Consider the following 15984-nt stretch of genomic DNA (forward strand, 5'->3'; position numbering starts at 1 on the left):
GTCAGGCTTCGCTGCGTATATCCGCCAATTCCCGGGCCATGGCAACAAAGCCGGAGATGGGAATGGTCTCGGCGCGCCGCGTCGCATCGACGCCGGCTGCCTGCGCGAGCCGTGCCGGATCGGCTTGAAGCGATTTAAGACTCTGGCGCAGCATCTTGCGGCGCTGGCCGAAGGCAGCGGCCGCGACCTGCTCGAGCAGCTTGCGATCGCAGGGCAGCGGCTCCGCGCGGGGCACGAGGCGCACGACTGACGAGGTGACTTTCGGCGGCGGCACGAAGGCGGATGGCGAAATGTCGAACAGGATCTTGGTCTCACAGCGCCAGTTGGCGAGCACGCCGAGCCGGCCGTAGGCGTCGTCGTCCTCGCGCGCGACGATGCGCTCGCCGACCTCGCGTTGAAACATCAGCACCATCATGTCGTACCAGGGCGGCCATGGCTCGATGGTGAGCCAGTTGATCAGGAGCTGGGTCGCGATGTTGTAGGGCAGATTGGCGACGATCTTGGCACGCTCGCCCGCGAGCAGCGGCCGCGGATCGAAGCTCATGGCATCGCCATGCACGATCTCGAGTCGTCCGGGGTAGCGTGCGGAAATGTCCTGAAGTGCGGGAATGGCGCGCTCGTCGTGCTCGATCGCAATGACGCGTCTGGCGCCGAGCGCGAGCAGGGCGCGCGTCAGTCCGCCCGGACCGGGACCGATCTCGACGATGGTACTCTCTTCGAGCGGCGCTGCCGCGCGCGCGATGCGTGCAGTGAGGTTGAGATCGAGCAGAAAGTTCTGGCCCAGCGATTTGCGCGCGGATAGCGCGTGCTGGCGAATGACCTCGCGCAGCGGCGGGAGGTCGTCGATCGCGCTCATCAGTTGTTTGCAGCCGCCATGCGGCTGGCAAGCTTCAGCGCGGCAATCAGGCTCGCAGGGTTGGCCTTGCCGGTGCCGGCGATATCGAAGGCGGTGCCATGATCGGGCGAGGTGCGGATGAAGGGCAGGCCGAGCGTGACGTTGACGGCGTCGTCGAACGCCACCGTCTTGATCGGAATCAGCGCCTGGTCGTGATACATGCAGACCGCGCAGTCATAGGTCTCGCGCGCGGCTTCGTGAAACATGGTGTCGGCGGGCAGCGGGCCTTTGGCGTCGATGCCTTCGTTGCGCAGAACCTTGAGCGCCGGCGCGATCACGGTCTGCTCCTCGTGGCCGAGTGAGCCGTCCTCGCCGGCGTGCGGATTGAGCCCTGAGATCGCGATGCGCGGCCGGGCAATGCCGAAGCGGGAATTGAGCTCGGCCGCGACGATGCGCACGGTCGAGACGATGAGATCGCTGCTCAGCTGGGCGAGGGCGTCGTGCAGGGAGACGTGGATCGTCACCGGCACCACAGCCAGCCGTGGTGACCACAGCATCATCACGGGCTGCGGGATATGGCTGTCCGAGCTTGCGAGCTCTGCCAGGAATTCGGTGTGGCCGGGATGGCGGAAGCCGGCGCGGTAGAGCACGCTCTTGGCGATCGGATTGGTGACGACGGCGCTGGCGAGCCCCGCCCGCACGTCGCCGACGGCACGGCGGATCGAGGCGAGCGCGGCCGGCGCGCTTGATGCGTCCGGCTTGCCGGGCGCGGCGGTGGCGTGCTCGCCGGTCGCAACCACGGGCAGCGCATCAGTGAAGGCCGCCTCAGCTTCGGCCGGGCTCACCGCGGCGACCCTGACGTCGGCGCCGAACGATCTTCCCAGCAGCCTGGCGCGCTGTGCAATCAGCGCTTCATCGCCGAGCAGGTAGAAGGCGGGCAGGGCGAGCTCGCGGCGCCTGAGCCAGGCTGCGATGGTGATGTCGGGACCGATGCCGGCGGGCTCTCCGAGCGTGAGCGCGAGGGGCTTTGCGGGAGCGGGTGCCATCAGCGGTTGCGATATTCGATCATCGCCGCCTTGCGGATCTCGTCGAGATAGGCCTTCTGGGTCTTCTCGTACTTCTCCTGATACATCTTCTCGCGGATCTCGCGCTTTTTCGGCGTGTCGATCAGGGTCGGCTTGCGCGCGCACAGCACCACCATCTCAATGCCTGCTTTGGTCACCTCCGGCGCGGTGAGATGGCCGATCGGGGTGTCGTCGAGCACCTTGCGCAGGGCCTCCGGCAGGTCCGCCGTGGTCTTGGTGACGCTCTCGCGGATGGTGGCATTCGGCGTCGAGCGAAACAGCGAATTGGCTTCATCGCAGCTCGTGACGCGCTGACGATAGCTCTCGGCTTCCTTCATGCGCGTCTCCTGGAACGCCGGGGAGGAGCCGCGCGGCACGATCAGCACGATGGGCTGCATCTTGTATTCGGTGCCCTCGATCTGGAGCTTCTCGCTGCCGCCTTCGCGCACCTTGTCGGCGACGTCCTTCTCGCCAACCATCAGCTTTTCCTTGTAGCGGCCGCGCACGAGGCTGGTCCAGACCATCTCGGCCTTCATGCGGCCCTTGAGGGTTTCGGGACGGACCCCCTTGGTTTCGAGCGACTTGGTGAGCTGATCGGACGAGATGCGCATGCGCTGCGCCATGCCCTCGTAGGACTGGTTGATGTCGGAGACACCGGGGTCGACGCCGTATTTCTTGCCTTCCTTGATCTTGATCTTGTCGTCGATCAGCTCGTTGATGACGTCCTGCCGGCTCGGGGTCTTTTGCGTGGTCAGCTGGTCGAGCTTGGAGCGCTGCTCGATGTCGAAATCGGTGATGGGGTCGCCGTTGACCATGACGACGATGTTCTGTGCCCGTGCCGGCGCGCCGGCGAGAACCAGCACGGCGGCGAGGACGAGAACGAGGTGGCGGAAAACAGGCAATGAGGTCGTCATGGTTGTCGCTCGCATGTCAGCCAAGATGATCCTGCAATCGGGTACAGGCGGCCGGCACTTCAAACGGGTTCACTGGAAGCCGGCGGAACTGCTGGACCCGGTCGAGGTCGCCAGCGTGCGCAGGCCGATCTGGAACATGAACGCGTGGCTCAGCACCGGCGGCGTGGTGCCCGCGGAATAGCTATACGAAGTTACGTAGTTCGCCGCCAGCACGAAGCAATCGTCGACATAGCCCGCGCCGAGCACATATTGGTTGATCTTGTTGGCCTCGAGGTCCCAGCGCGCCGAACCCGTCACCACCCAATTGGTGGCGACCTTGATCGAGCCCGAGGTCAGGATCCCCTCGCGGCGGGTCAGATAGCCGAGTTCCGGCTGCGGCGCGTAATTGCCGTACATCATGCTGACCGACCAGCGATTGAAGTTGGCGCGGCCTTCGGCCTCGAAGCGCTGGACGTTCCAGGTCTGCTCGTCCATGCGGGACCGGACGCTGAACGTGTAGGTGCTGTTCGGCGAGTAGGCGACGCTCGCGACGTAGTCGGAACGCGGCTTGTCGAGGCCGGAATCGAGGCCCGTGTTGATGGTATCCTGCACGGCGTAGGAGTTCATGCCGAACAGCTGGTAGGACTGCCCGAACAGCACCTTGACGGCGCCGCCCTTGTCGAACTGCGTGGTGGCCTGCACGCCGACATTGGCGCGGCCGCCGCCCTCGACGCGGTCGTAGCCGGAGAACTTGTCGACGCTGAACAGGTTCGTGGTGTCGAACACCATGCTCTGAGCGTCCTCGTTCGGAAGCTTGCCGGCATAGGTCTCGTTCGGCCGGATGATGACCTGCGCGATCGGCTCGATCGTGGTCGAGCCCCAGGGCTGAACGTTGATGAAGGGATAGCGGTATTCGAGGCCGACGGTCGGCATCAGGCGGAACGCCTGCGTGTTGCCGACCGGCAGGTAGTTCGACACGCCCGGCTGGTTGGAGACGTCCGAGTTGATCGCGTCGGCGCGCAGGATTGCGAACGGCGTCCAGATCTCGCCGAACGGATCGGTGTAGGACTTCCGCCACTGCGCTTCCGCCGTCAGGCGGGTGTAGGTGCCGGGGAAGCCGCGCAGCAGGCACTGCGAGGGCGTGCGCGCGAGCGGATCGGCCGACGTCGTCGTGCACAGGCTGTTGGTGTTGGCCGTCGTGGTGATCGGGTCGAACGCCGCGTCGTTCCGCGTCAGGTTGACGAAGTTGGTCTTGTACGAGACCTCGCCGCCGAAGATCGGATAGTTGAGCACGTTCGAGTAGTCGATCACGGGATAGACGACCGGAACCTGCTGCTGGTTACCCGAGAAGCTCAGCCAGTACATCGTGCGCGCGTCGAAGAAACTGCGGTTGCCGACGCCGGTCAGATAGAGCTGCGAGAGCGCGTCCGTCGGCAGGTTCAGGAACGAGCCGAGCGGATCACGATAGGCCGACAGGCGGTAATCCGACATGAAGTAGTAATCGGAGAGCAGGACGCCGTCCCAGCCCCAGACCCATTTGTCGTTGAGCGCGAACTGGCCCTTGGTTTCGATGCCACCGCGGAACTGGCGGTCGCCCGGCTGGCCGGCGAAATTACCGGGATTGAGCTGGTCGATGCCATAGACGCGGACCTGGTAGGCGCCGTCCATCAGGCGCTGACGGAACTCAGCCTGGAACAGCACCCCCTGCTTGGAGGTGATGCGGGGGCTGAAGGTCGCGTCCATGTCGGGGGCGATCGCCCAGTAGAACGGAACTTCGACGCCGTAGCCGAACGCCGTGTAGGAGGTGAAGCCCGGCATCAGGAAGCCGGTCTTGCGTTTCACGGTGGGGTCGGGCGTCGAGAAGTAGGGCATGTAGGCGATCGGCACGCCGAAGAATTCGAGCTGCGCCGTCTCGAAATACAGCATCTTCTCCTGCTGGTCGTGGATGATGCGGGCACCCTTGACCTGCCAGAGCGGCGGCTTCTTCGGATCGTCCTTACACGGCGCGCAGGCCGTGTAGACGCCGTTCTCGAACACCGTGTAGTTGCCGCTGGAGCGATCGGCGCGGGTCGCGGCCATGCGGGTCTGGTCCGCGGTGTCCACGCGCAGCGAATCGACGAAGCCGTCCCGGTAGTCGTCGGAGAGATCCAGGATCTCGGCATAGGTGATCTTGCCCTCGGCATCCGTCATGCGGATGTTGCCTTCGGCATGCAGGCGCTTGGTCTTCTGGTCGTAGATGACCCGGTCGGCCTCGACGCTTGTGCCGTTGTAGAACAGCTGGACGTTGCCGACCGCCGAGACGCGCGAATTGTTGTAGTCGTAATCGACCTCGGTCGCCTGCACGAGCATCTGCCCGTCATTGGCGGCCTTCGGCGGCGCCGGGCGCGGCGGCCGCGGATTGTAGGTGAAGCTCTGGGCGCTCGCAGGCGCCACCGCGGCAAGATCCATCATGCCGGCCAGCGATACGGTCGCGACCAGCGCAAGCAGGGCTTTGCGGACAGACAAGCCGTATCCGTTCGCGCGCATGCGGGTGCGCGACGTCGATCCAGACACGGGTCCTCGATGGACGGCAGTCACTAACCGTCCTCCTGGTACAGCAAGGCCAAAAAGCCGGTGAGGCCGCCCACCACTACGGGCAACCACGCCGCAGCGATCGGATGCATCAACTCAGCCTTGCTCAAGTCTTCAGTCACTTTCGACAGCACGTAGAGCAGAAAGCCTGCGCCCACGCCACTCAAAACCATCTTCTGTACGCCGCCCATCCGGAAGAAGCGCAGCGACACGGAAGCCGCGAGCATCACCATGGCGGCGAGCAAGAACGGCTGTGCCAGCAGCTTGTGATACTGGAGTCGATATCCCGCTGTCGCGAACCCAGAGCTCTCGGACGAGCGGATGTAGCTCGGTAGTTGCCAAAAGGACACAGTCTCGGGTGTGGAAAAGCTGTTGCGAACCTGCGCCTCGGTCAGCGTCGTCGGAATCTCCAGCGTCGCCTGATCAACCGGCGGAGAATCGAGCGAGAAGCGACGGACGCCCTTGAAGAGCCAATGACCGGCCTCGAGCGTGGCCTCGCGCGCCTCGACCCGCTCCTTGAAGTGCTGCTCTGTATCAAAGCGGAACAGCGTGAGTCCCGTCAGGCGGACGCCCTGCTGCTCGCTGCGAGCGGCATTGATGATGGTCTGGCCGTCGCTGGTCACCTGGTTGAGCCAGAAGCCGGAGGCGTCCTGGATGCCGCCGCCGGGCGCCGAGCCGAACAGTTCAGCCTCCATGCGCTTGGAGAGTTCGCGCAGATTCGCCGACATGGGATTGTAGGCGACGGTTGCGATTACCCCGATCAGCAGCGCGCTGCCGAGTGCCGGCGAGATGAACTGCCAGGCCGAGATGCCGGCGGCGCGCGCGACCACGAGCTCGAGCCGGCGGGAGAGGGCGAGATAGCAGGTCATGGCGCCGATCAGCATGCAGAACGGCGTCAGTTTCTCCAAAAGCTGCGGGACCCGGAACAGCGAGGTCTCGGCCACCATCAGCGCGGAGGCGGAGGCGAGGCCCGAGGTCTTGCGCACCATCTCGATGTAATCGACCAGCACCAGCAGCAGGAAAATGCTCGCGAACACGCCGAGTGCGGCGACCACGAAGCGGCCCGCGAAATAGCGCCCGAGCGTGTTGGTGAGCATGCTCATGCGGCGGCCGGCCGTCCGAACAGCCGCGCGATGCGCGCATTCGATCTGTTGATGGCTTCCATCAGGCCCGGCGGCGGCTCGACTACGATGCCGCCGATGATCATCCACAAGCCGACGCCGATCGCCCCAAGGACCATCGCGTACTGGACCCACACCGGACCCGGCGATTTCACGGCCATGACCGAGCAGGCAAATCCCGCCATGCGCAGGCCGAACACGGCGAGCACCGAGCCACCGATCGAGAAGTTGCGGCTCTGTCGGGTCGTGCGCGGCGCGCCGAGAAAAGCGAAGGTCAGCGCGGCAAAGGCGAAGGGATAGAGCGGCGCAAGCAGGCTGTCATGCAGGGCCGAGCGGAACTGCCCGGGGATCTGCTTGTAGACCGGATCGTCCTCGGACGGCGAGAACAGCTCCCACAGATAGCGTTCGCGAATGCCCAGGGTGACGTCGTGGCCCTGGTTGCCGAACTTCGACATGTCGAAGCCGTAACGGCCGAACGCCACCAGCGCAGGGTCGCGCTTGCCGGCCTCAAAGCGCTGCAGATTGCCGTCCTTGAGCACCAGGAAGGATCCGTTCTCGTTCTTCACGACCTCGCCGTGCTCGGCGACGATCGAGACGCGCTCGTTCGGATCGCGGCGGTCGTCGATGAAGATTCCGGCGAGGATGCCGCCGGGCAGCCGCTCGCGAATCCGGATCGTCAGGTTCTTGTCGAGCTGGGCGAAGCGGCCGGGCTGCAGGATGTTGGTGAGCACGTCGGCGGTGATTTCGGCGTCCCACTGCTTAATGCGCCGCATGCCGTCGGGCGCGAGATAGGCGGCGATGAAGGCGACCAGCAGCGCCACCACGCAGGTGGCATAGAAGAACGGATAGAACAGCCGGAACGGCGAGAAGCCGGCGGCATTCATCACGATGATCTCGGAATCGGTCGCCAGCTTGTTCAGGGTGTGCGAGATCGCGATCATCAGCGCGATCGGCGAGATGATCAGCACCAGCGCCGGGATCACGAGGCTTGTGATGCCGAGGAAGGTCATGATGGTCTGACCCTGGCTCGTCATCAGGTCGATGCCGCGCAACGCCTGCGTAATCCAGATCACGCCGGTGAGGCTGACCAGGACGAGCGCAAACGACGCCAGCGTCGTGCGGAAAATATACCTGTCGATCGACCCCATGCGCTACCGCACGATTCCCACCAAGTCCCCAACGCGCACCGGAATTCGGACTCTCCGACCAATCCCCTGACAGGGATCCCCAAGGCCGGCCAATCACCTCTTCCGGAGGCTTACTTTCTCACTACCATCCCTTTGATCCGTCAACAAAATGGCTGACCCATGGCGCCCTCATCATATGGTTAATATTTCGTCCAATGTGGCGTCCCTGCCACGGGCGGTGCTTGGCATCGACCGCGCCTCTGGCCCATAGTGGGGAGAGACGAGTGAATCGCCGTTCAGCTCCGGCCTGTGGCCGGAACGGTTGACCGGCAAAAAGTCCCAAGTTTTCGAGGAGTTATCCATGCCCGATGCCATCAAGGTCGGCTTTGTCCCAATGGCTTCTGCCGCCCGTGGCATTCTGGTCGTGTTCTGTGACGAGGCTCTGAAGGTCGGCCCGGCGACGGCCAAGGCACTCGGCGGCGCGAGCGAGCTTATGAAGCGAGCGGCGGCCGCCGCCTCATTCAAAGGCAAAAGCGGCGCCGTCCTGGACGTCCTGGCTCCCGAGGGTCTGAAGGCTGAGCGCCTGATCGTGATCGGGACCGGCAAGGCCTCCGGCCTGAAGGGGAACGATTTCCTTAAATTTGGCGGCCTGGTCGCCAGCAAGCTGAAGGCCGGCTCCGCGGCCATGACAATCGTGGCGGAACTCGCCACCGGCGCGATGAGCAGCGAACAGGCGGTCGCGATTGCCTCGGGTGTGCGCCTGCGCGCCTACAAGTTCGACCGCTACAAGACCAGGAAGAAGGACGGCGAGGAGGGCGCCTTGCGAGCCGATGTTTCGCTCGCGGTGGGCGATGCGGCCGCGGCGAAGAAGGCCTTTGCTTCGGCAGCAGCAGTCGTTGACGGTGTCATCATCGCGCGCGATCTCGTCAACGAGCCGCCGAACGTGCTGTACCCCGAGGAGTTCGCCCGCCGCGCAGGGCAGCTGCGCAAGCTCGGCGTTAGAATCGAGGTGCTCGACGTCAAGGCGATGCAGAAGCTCGGCATGGGTGCGCTGCTCGGCGTCGGCCAGGGCTCGGCTCGGCCGAGCCGCACCGTGATCATGCGCTGGGACGGCGGCAAGAAGGGCGAGGCGCCGGTCGCCTTCGTCGGCAAGGGGGTCTGCTTCGACACCGGCGGCATATCGATCAAGCCGGCCGGCAGCATGGAAGACATGAAGGGAGACATGGGGGGCGCGGCTTGCGTCGTCGGCCTGATGCACGCGCTTGCGGCACGCAAGGCAAAGGCCAATGTGGTCGGCGCCATTGGCCTCGTCGAGAACATGCCCGACGGCAACGCGCAGCGGCCCGGCGACATCGTGACCTCGATGTCGGGCCAGACCATCGAGATCATCAACACCGATGCGGAAGGCCGCCTCGTGCTGGCCGACGTGCTCTGGTACGTCGCCAAGAAGCTGAAGCCGAAATTCATGGTGGATCTGGCGACGCTGACCGGCGCGATCATGGTCGCGCTCGGCACCGAGCATGCCGGCATGTTCTCCAACAATGACGAACTCGCCGAGCGCCTGCTGACGGCCGGCATCGAGGTCGGCGAGAAGGTCTGGCGCATGCCGCTCGGCCCCGAATACGACAAGCTGATCGATTCCCAGTTCGCCGACATGAAGAACACCGGCGGTCGGCATGGCGGCTCGATTACCGCCGCACAGTTCCTGCAGCGCTTCGTCGACGGGACGCCCTGGGCGCATCTCGATATCGCCGGCACTGCGATGGGCGCACCGAAGACCGACATCAATCAGAGCTGGGGGTCCGGCTATGGCGTTCGTCTGCTGGATCGTCTGGTGGCAGATCACTACGAGCGCAAATGACGGAAGTGCTGTTTTACCACCTGCAAAACATGACGGTTGAGAACGTCTTGCCGCCGCTTCTCGAGAAATCGCTCGAGCGCGGCTGGCGCGTCGTGGTGCAGTCGACCTCGCCGGAGCGCGCCGATGCGCTCGACGCGCATTTGTGGACCTATCGCGACGATTCCTTCCTGCCGCACGCGACGTGGCGAGTGACTGATGTGGCCGAGCAGCCCATCGTGCTGGCGATCGAGGCGGACAATCCGAACGGGGCCAACGTGCGTTTCCTGGTCGACAACGCCGCGTTGCCGGAGGACGCGGAAGCCTATGAGCGCATGGTGCTGCTGTTCAACGGCGACGATCCGGACGCGCTGGCGGTCGCCCGCAGCACCTGGACGGATTGCAAGACTCGCGGATTTGAGGTCACTTATTGGCAGGCCGACGACCGGGGCCGGTGGCAGCGCCGGAATTAGCGCCGCTTCGCAATTAATGATAATTTGGACTTTCTCGGGCAGATTGGTTTCGGCCACCTTCATGCCGCAAAGTGATGTTGGGACAATCGCTTAAGGGCGCTCCTTCATGCGGGGAATTTAGTTTATCGTGCGACATCAAAAGCTTCCAAAGTCGCTCATAGTTGCGTTGGCCGCCGTCGCGCCGCTGCTCGCCGGCTGCTCGGGCGCAACCGATATGCTGGCGTCCGCCAAAGACGCCGAATGGTTCAACAAGCCGAGCCGCCTGTTCATCAAGAACATCTCGATCGAGTCGCCGCCGCTGACCCCCGACAAGCCGGTGGCGCCTGACGATCTCGTCAGCGCCGACGGCGCTTGCCCTGGCATGGCACCGCCGCCGGGCCCTGCCGACGCCAATGCGTCGACGACGGCGCCGGCCCCTGTGGGCGGCACCGTCGCGCTCGGCCACACCGAATGCGACGTGGTGCGTGGCATCGGCGCGCCCTCGAACGTCAATCTCTCCAGCGATGCCGCCGGCCGGCGCGTCGCGGTGGTCACCTGGACCACAGGTCCGCGCGCGGGCATCTACACCTTCACCTCCGGACGCCTGTCCGCGATTGAGGGTAATCCTGAGCCGCCCCCGGCGCCGAAGGCGGTAAAATCGAAGCCGAAGGCGAAGAAGAAGGCGGCAACGTAACGCGTCGCCGCCTTCGGAAATACCCTTGCCAGCTTCCTGGCACGGACCCTTGGATGCGCGACGTGTCGAAGGGCGATCCGGCTCACCTATATTTTTTGTGAAGGCATGGCTCGCATCTATCGAGCCGCGCGCTCCAACGCTTACACTGACGACATTTGGACGTTGGCGGGGCGGGCATGAGGCGGCGTGAATTCATTGCAGGAATAGCCGCGGCTGCGGCCGCGCCCTCTATCGTGGGTGCCCAGCCACCGAAGCGGCTGCACCGCGTCGGCGTGCTCGTAGGTCTCGCGGCTGATATCGACGTGCCGGTGGCCCGGGCTTTCCTGAAGCCCTTCCGTGAGGCTATGGGCAGAGCCGGGTGGGTCGAGGACGGTAATGTTCACATCGACTATCGCTTTGGCGGCGCGCTGTCCGATCTGGCCAATACCAAAGCATCGGCGGCTGAGCTCGTCGCGCTCGCGCCGGAGGTCATCTACGCCCAGGGCCTGCCGGCGACGCTGGCGCTGCGCCAGCAGACCACGACGATTCCCATCGTGTTCACGCAGGTCATCGATCCCGTCGGTTTTAGACTCGCGGACAGCCTTGGGCATCCTGGCGGCAACGTGACGGGCTTCGTCACCTGGGATTTCGCCATCGGCGGCAAATGGATGGAGCTGTTGCGCGAGCTTGATCCAAAATTGGCCCGCGTTGCCATCCTCTTCAACCCGGAGACCGCGCCCTATGCGCCGGGCCTAGTCGTCGCTGCGAGGGATGCTGCATCTGGCGTCGAGGTCATCGAAATGCGGACGCACGATGACGCCGAGACCGAAGCTCAGCTCCAGGCATTCAGTCGCACGCCGAACAGCAGCCTGCTCGTCATTCCCGAACCGTTCACCAACGGGCATCGCGACCACATCGTCGCGCAATGCGCCCGCTTTCGCGTACCGGCGCTGAACTCGGTGCTGGGCGCCGTCGATAGCGGGGCGCTGATGTCCTACACCTTCGTTTGGGACGAACTCGTCAGCGCCCCCGTCGACTACATCGATCGCATTTTGAAGGGCGCTTCGCCGCGCGATCTGCCGATCCAGGCGCCGCGTCGTTATGAGCTCGTCATCAACCTGAAGATGGCCAAGGCGCTCGGCTTGGACATGCCGCCAGCATTACTCGCGCGTGCCGATCGCGTGATCGAATAGAAGCTGCTACCCCGCCGCCTCGTCGAACTGCGCGCTCGCCTCGAGCCATTGCTCCTCCGCGCGCGCCAGCGCATCCGCCGCATTGGCGCGGGCCTTCGACAGCTGCGCCGCCTGCTTGGGATCGCGCGTGAAGATGTCGGGCAGGGCAAGCGCCGTGTCGATCTTGGCGATGATCTCGGTGACGCGAGCGATCTCGGTCTCGGCTTCCGCGATGCGCTTCTTCAGCGAACCGCGATTGTTCGACTTCGGCCGCTGCGGCTTTTCGATTTGAGCGCTGCGCTCGCGCGGAGCGGGTTCGGCATTGCGCGAAGACAGCACCATGCGGCGGTAGTCGTCGAGGTCGCCGTCATAGTTGGTGACGGTGCGGTCGGCGACGATCCAGAGCCGGTCGGCGCAGGCCTCGATCAGATAGCGGTCGTGCGAGACCATGATGACAGCGCCCGGAAATTCGTTGATCGCTTCGGCCAGCGCGGCGCGGCTGTCGATGTCGAGATGGTTGGTCGGCTCGTCCAGGATGATCATGTTCGGGCCGAAAAAGGTGGCCAGCCCCAGCAGCAGCCGCGCCTTCTCGCCGCCCGAGAGCTGACCGGCCTTGGTATCGGCCGCCTTGCCGGAGAAGCCGATCGCGCCGGCGCGCGCCCGCACCTTGGCCTCAGGCGCATCGCCCATCAGCTTGCGGACGTGATCATAGGTTGAGGCATCCTCGTTCAGCTCATCGAGCTGATGCTGGGCGAAATAGGCGATCGACAGCTTGTCGGCGCGCGTCACCTTGCCGGAGAAGGGGGCGAGGCGTCCGGCGAGGAGCTTGACCAGCGTCGACTTGCCATTGCCGTTGGCGCCGAGCAGCGCGATGCGGTCGTCATTGTCGATGCGGAGCGTCACGCGGCTGAGCACCGGGGTCGCCGGATCGTAGCCGACGGAGGCGTTGTCGACCGCGATGATCGGCGGCGACAGCAGTTTTTCCGGCGCTGGAAAGCTGATCTCGCGCACGTCCTCCGTCACCAGTGCCGTGATCGGCTTCAGCCGCTCCAGCATCTTGACGCGGGACTGCGCCTGGCGCGCTTTCGAGGCCTTGGCCTTGAAGCGGTCGACGAAGGCTTGCAGGCGGGCGCGCTCGGCTTCCTGGCGCTTGACGGCCTTGGCGTCGAGCAGTTCGCGCGCGGCGCGCTGCTCCTCGAAGGAGGAGTAAGTGCCCTTGTAGAGTGTGAGCTTGCCGCGCTCCAGATGCAGGATCTGGTCGACCGAACTCTCCAACAGGTCGCGGTCGTGGCTGATCACGATCACGGTGCGTGGATAATGCGCAAGGTGATCCTCGAGCCACAGCGTTCCTTCGAGGTCGAGATAGTTGGTGGGCTCGTCGAGCAGCAGCAGGTCGGGCGCTGCGAACAGGGTCGCTGCCAGCGCGACGCGCATGCGCCAGCCGCCGGAGAATTCGGCGCAGGGACGCAGCTGGTCGGCGGCGGAAAAGCCGAGGCCGGACAGGATCGCGGCGGCACGGCTGGGCGCAGAATGCGCATCGATATCGACGAGGCGGGTCTGGATCTCGGCGATCCGGTGGGGATCGGTGGCGCTCTCGGCTTCAGCGAGCAGCGCGTCCCGCTCGAGGTCGGCCTTCAGTACAACTGAGATCAGGCTTTCCGGGCCGTTCGGGGCTTCCTGCGCCAGGCTGCCGACCCGCCAGCGCGGCGGCAGCGTCACCGAGCCGTGCTCGGCCGCGAGCTCACCGCGGATCACCTTGAACAGCGTCGATTTGCCGGTGCCGTTGCGCCCGACCATGCCGACGCGCGAGCCGGGCGTGATCTGCACGGAGCTGCTGTCGATCAGAAGGCGTCCGGCAAGGCGGACGGAGAGGTCGGTGATGGTGAGCATGCGGCCTTGTCACCGCAAGGCGCGGCGAACGCAACCGGTTTTTCTGTGAGCACCAGGTTAGTACGTATCGCGGTCGCGCTTCTGCAATTCGTTCAAGAGCTGCTCGAGATGCGTCGGCAGGCGCGGTTCGGGACGGAGACTCTGCTGCAGCCGCTCGCCTACGGCATCGCAAATCGAGCGGCTGGTGCGCCGGTCGATCTGTTCGCTGTCATTGGCAAAAAGGCCAGCCATTTGTGGGTTCCGTATTTGCAAAGTAACGACACGGTACCAAGTCACAGGCCCCCGAAATGGTTTCGCCGCCGTGGCGAATGCCTGGCATTCTAGTAAAAATTGTATGAATCCGTCGCCCTGCCTAAATACAAGGCCCCGGCGGGGGGATCGCCGGGGCCTCTCTTGGAAGGTGCCGCAGGGGGGGAACGACACCTCAGGAAGTTATTTGGGGGCTCAGTAGCAGCGGTTGATCAGCCGCCAGCGGGGTCCCCAGGGGGTCGGGACCAGCCGGCGCACATAGCAGCCGCCGTATCCGTAAGCGACGGGAGCAGCATAGAAGCGCGGTCCGCCCCAGCCGTAACCGTAGCCGTGATGCCAACCGCCCCAACCGCCGTGCCAGCCCCAGCCGCCATGCCAGTGAGCGGAGGCGGAGGTGGGAGCCAGCGCGGCACCCAGAGCGACCGCGGCGACTGCAGCGAGCGAAAGTTTCCTCAACATGGTGATCTCCTCAAGACTGCCGGCGCGGGCTATCGCGTCGATGGAAAGGCCTCCGAAACGGTCAGCCTCGGGGAGGAGGCTTTTGGTTTCGATAGGCCCCACATTACGCCGGTCAGGCTGAACCAAACCCTGACGAAGCTTTCAGATTGGGTTCATCTGGGTGAAATCGTTGTAATCCATGTTGGAATCACCACTTGGACCCTGCGGCGAAGCGCCCGTGAAGGCCGTTCCGGCGGTCGCTTGCCGGATCGCGAAGGCGCCGATATAAGCCCGGCAACTTCGAACCACCTTTTTTCTCTTCAAGGACACGATCATGGCCATCGAACGCACTTTCTCGATCATCAAGCCCGACGCGACCGCGCGCAACCTGACCGGCGCCGTGAACGCCGTGATCGAGAAGGCGGGCCTGCGCATCGTCGCGCAGAAGCGCATCCGCATGACCAAGGACCAGGCCGAGACCTTCTACGCCGTCCACAAGGCGCGTCCCTTCTTTGGCGAGCTCGTCGAGTTCATGACGTCCGGCCCGGTCGTGGTCCAGGTGCTGGAAGGCGAGAACGCCGTCGCCAAATATCGCGACGTCATGGGTGCGACCGATCCGTCCAAGGCGGCCGACGGCACCATCCGCAAGCTCTACGCCAAGTCGATTGGCGAGAACTCCGCGCACGGCTCGGACGCTCCGGAGACCGCCGCGATTGAGATCGCGCAGTTCTTCTCGGGCAACGAGATCGTCGGCTGATCCAGCCGGTGAATTAAGTCGACGGGGCGAAAGGACTTGTTGTGAACTGGCTCTGGCAGGCCTTCGATCCCGCCACGATCGGAGCATTCTTCACCCAGTTCCGCAATGAGATGGCCGAACCGACCTTCTGGATTGCGGTCGGTAAGATCATCTGGATCAACGTCCTTTTGTCCGGCGACAACGCGCTGGTGATCGCGCTCGCCTGCCGCGGCCTGAAGCCGCGGCACCGGCTGTGGGGCATGGTGCTCGGTGCGGGCGCCGCGGTGCTGCTGCGGATCATCTTCACCGGCATCGTCGCAAGCCTGATGGGGCTGCCTTACCTCAAGCTGATCGGCGGCCTCGCGCTGATCGTGATCGCTGCAAAACTGCTGGTGCCGGAAAACGAGGACGAGGACGACGTCGAGTCGGCCTCGCATCTGTGGCAGGCGGTGCAGATCGTCGTCGTCGCCGACATCATCATGAGCCTGGACAACGTCATTGCGGTGGCGGCCGCCGCCAATGGCAGCGTGCCGCTTCTGGTGCTCGGCCTTGCCATCAGCGTGCCGTTGATCGTCGCCGGTGCGGCGCTGATCATGGCTCTGCTCTCGAAACTGCCGATCCTGGTTTGGGCCGGTGCGGCGCTGCTCGGCTGGATCGCGGGCGAGGTGATCGCGACCGATCCCGGCATCGCACCGAGGCTGCATTTCCTGTCGGAGGGCTCGTTCGGCGCGTCACTGGACAAGATGCTCGGTAGCCTTCACATCCCGGCGCAATTCGCTCATGGCGGTGGCGCCGAATATCTCTGCGCCACACTCGGCGTCATCGTCGTGTTGTTTGTCGGCTCGGTCTGGCGCCGGCGCAGCCTCAGCGCGGCTGCACTCGAGGCCTCCGAACGGCACGCCAAGGCGTCGGCTGAAGGTTAGTCG

At 64.7% G+C, this 15984-nt stretch carries 16 protein-coding genes; 6 read left to right on the forward strand and 10 right to left on the reverse strand.

All coding sequences use genetic code 11. The features are described 5' to 3' along the window. Position 1 precedes the first annotated feature (1 nt). The 6 genes from rsmA to lptF all read right to left on the reverse strand — a co-directional run bounded on the left by rsmA (position 2) and on the right by lptF (position 7632). The gene (gene rsmA, locus IF809_RS02805; RefSeq protein WP_128965843.1) at positions 2–856 is read right to left on the reverse strand and encodes a 16S rRNA (adenine(1518)-N(6)/adenine(1519)-N(6))-dimethyltransferase RsmA; all 855 of its coding nucleotides are present in this window, start codon (positions 854–856) and stop codon (positions 2–4) included. Further along, positions 856–1881: a 4-hydroxythreonine-4-phosphate dehydrogenase PdxA gene (gene pdxA, locus IF809_RS02810; protein ID WP_128965844.1), complete on the reverse strand. Its 1026-nt coding sequence runs from the start codon at positions 1879–1881 to the stop codon at positions 856–858. The genes rsmA and pdxA overlap by 1 nt, the downstream gene beginning before the upstream one ends. After that, positions 1881–2813, reverse strand: coding sequence for a peptidylprolyl isomerase (locus IF809_RS02815; protein ID WP_164938630.1), 933 nt, complete (start codon positions 2811–2813; stop codon positions 1881–1883). Before IF809_RS02815 ends, pdxA begins: the two co-directional genes overlap by 1 nt. Before the next feature lie 69 nt (positions 2814–2882). After that, entirely contained in the window at positions 2883–5318 is a 2436-nt protein-coding gene (locus IF809_RS02820) for an LPS-assembly protein LptD (protein WP_453983679.1), read from the reverse strand. Between the two features lie 50 nt (positions 5319–5368). Next, the gene (lptG, locus tag IF809_RS02825) at positions 5369–6466 is read right to left on the reverse strand and encodes an LPS export ABC transporter permease LptG (protein WP_128965847.1); all 1098 of its coding nucleotides are present in this window, start codon (positions 6464–6466) and stop codon (positions 5369–5371) included. Then, positions 6463–7632 (reverse strand): LPS export ABC transporter permease LptF, encoded by a 1170-nt coding sequence (gene lptF / locus IF809_RS02830; protein ID WP_453979224.1) that lies wholly within the window; start codon positions 7630–7632, stop codon positions 6463–6465. The genes lptG and lptF overlap by 4 nt, the downstream gene beginning before the upstream one ends. A 340-nt stretch (positions 7633–7972) precedes the next feature. On the opposite strand from lptF, the gene IF809_RS02835 reads away from it, so the two are divergent. The 4 genes from IF809_RS02835 to IF809_RS02850 all read left to right on the forward strand — a co-directional run bounded on the left by IF809_RS02835 (position 7973) and on the right by IF809_RS02850 (position 11766). Then, the gene (locus IF809_RS02835) at positions 7973–9472 is read left to right on the forward strand and encodes a leucyl aminopeptidase (RefSeq protein ID WP_462836762.1); all 1500 of its coding nucleotides are present in this window, start codon (positions 7973–7975) and stop codon (positions 9470–9472) included. Further along, a complete protein-coding gene (locus IF809_RS02840; RefSeq protein WP_462836763.1) occupies positions 9469–9921 on the forward strand; it encodes a DNA polymerase III subunit chi in 453 nt (150 codons plus the stop codon). Before IF809_RS02835 ends, IF809_RS02840 begins: the two co-directional genes overlap by 4 nt. A gap of 166 nt (positions 9922–10087) precedes the next feature. After that, the gene (locus IF809_RS02845) at positions 10088–10594 is read left to right on the forward strand and encodes a hypothetical protein (RefSeq protein WP_164939013.1); all 507 of its coding nucleotides are present in this window, start codon (positions 10088–10090) and stop codon (positions 10592–10594) included. A 176-nt stretch (positions 10595–10770) separates the two neighbouring features. Beyond that, positions 10771–11766, forward strand: a complete 996-nt coding sequence (locus IF809_RS02850; RefSeq protein ID WP_128965852.1) for an ABC transporter substrate-binding protein — start codon at positions 10771–10773, stop codon at positions 11764–11766. Positions 11767–11772: 6 nt separating this feature from the next. On the opposite strand, the gene IF809_RS02855 is transcribed toward IF809_RS02850, so the two are convergent. The 4 genes from IF809_RS02855 to IF809_RS02870 form a co-directional block, all read right to left on the reverse strand. After that, a complete protein-coding gene (locus IF809_RS02855; RefSeq protein ID WP_462836764.1) occupies positions 11773–13635 on the reverse strand; it encodes an ABC-F family ATP-binding cassette domain-containing protein in 1863 nt (620 codons plus the stop codon). A gap of 57 nt (positions 13636–13692) precedes the next feature. Then, positions 13693–13866 carry a hypothetical protein gene (locus IF809_RS02860; RefSeq protein WP_164938632.1) on the reverse strand — a complete coding sequence of 58 codons (174 nt, stop codon included), beginning with the start codon at positions 13864–13866 and terminating at the stop codon, positions 13693–13695. A 213-nt stretch (positions 13867–14079) separates the two neighbouring features. Then, entirely contained in the window at positions 14080–14343 is a 264-nt protein-coding gene (locus IF809_RS02865; protein ID WP_128965854.1) for a sulfur globule protein precursor, read from the reverse strand. 141 nt (positions 14344–14484) lie between these two features. Continuing rightward, positions 14485–14664, reverse strand: coding sequence for a hypothetical protein (locus IF809_RS02870; RefSeq protein WP_128965855.1), 180 nt, complete (start codon positions 14662–14664; stop codon positions 14485–14487). On the opposite strand from IF809_RS02870, the gene ndk reads away from it, so the two are divergent. Further along, on the forward strand, positions 14657–15079 hold the full coding sequence (gene ndk / locus IF809_RS02875) for a nucleoside-diphosphate kinase (RefSeq protein ID WP_128965856.1): 423 nt from the start codon (positions 14657–14659) through the stop codon (positions 15077–15079). The two genes, IF809_RS02870 and ndk, sit on opposite strands and share 8 nt — an antisense overlap. Positions 15080–15120: 41 nt before the next feature. Then, complete coding sequence (locus IF809_RS02880) at positions 15121–15981, forward strand: TerC family protein (protein WP_128965857.1); 861 nt, start codon at positions 15121–15123, stop codon at positions 15979–15981. Positions 15982–15984 lie beyond the last annotated feature (3 nt).

The sequence above is a fragment of the Bradyrhizobium sp. UFLA06-24 genome (assembly GCF_054967145.1).